The sequence below is a fragment of the Mesorhizobium sp. genome, from assembly GCF_004962245.1.
Classification (GTDB): domain Bacteria; phylum Pseudomonadota; class Alphaproteobacteria; order Rhizobiales; family Rhizobiaceae; genus Mesorhizobium.
On sequence record NZ_SUHQ01000080.1, the window covers coordinates 2,445 to 2,714 of the forward strand.

At 58.9% G+C, this 270-nt stretch carries 1 pseudogene; it reads right to left on the reverse strand.

From position 1 onward, the window contains the following. Window positions 1-270: pseudogene (locus E5X88_RS33355) on the reverse strand (ATP-dependent DNA ligase); the annotation flags it as partial.

The window sequence follows — 270 nt, forward strand, 5'->3', positions numbered from 1 at the left end:
CTTTGAGCCGGCGCATCATGTCGGCGCCGGTGCGTGCATTGAAGCCGGTACCAACGCCGCCGGCGAAGACCAGATTTCCGTCCTCGACATTCGCCAGAAGTACGCTTCCCAGACCGCCGTAACTGTTGCCAGGCTCGTAGCCGATGACGATGAACTCATCACTCAGGACGCATTTTGTCTTCACCCATTCTTGGCGCCGGCCGGATCGATATGGACTGCTACGCAGCTTGGAAACGATGCCCTCGAAGCCGAACTGGCAGACTTGTGCGA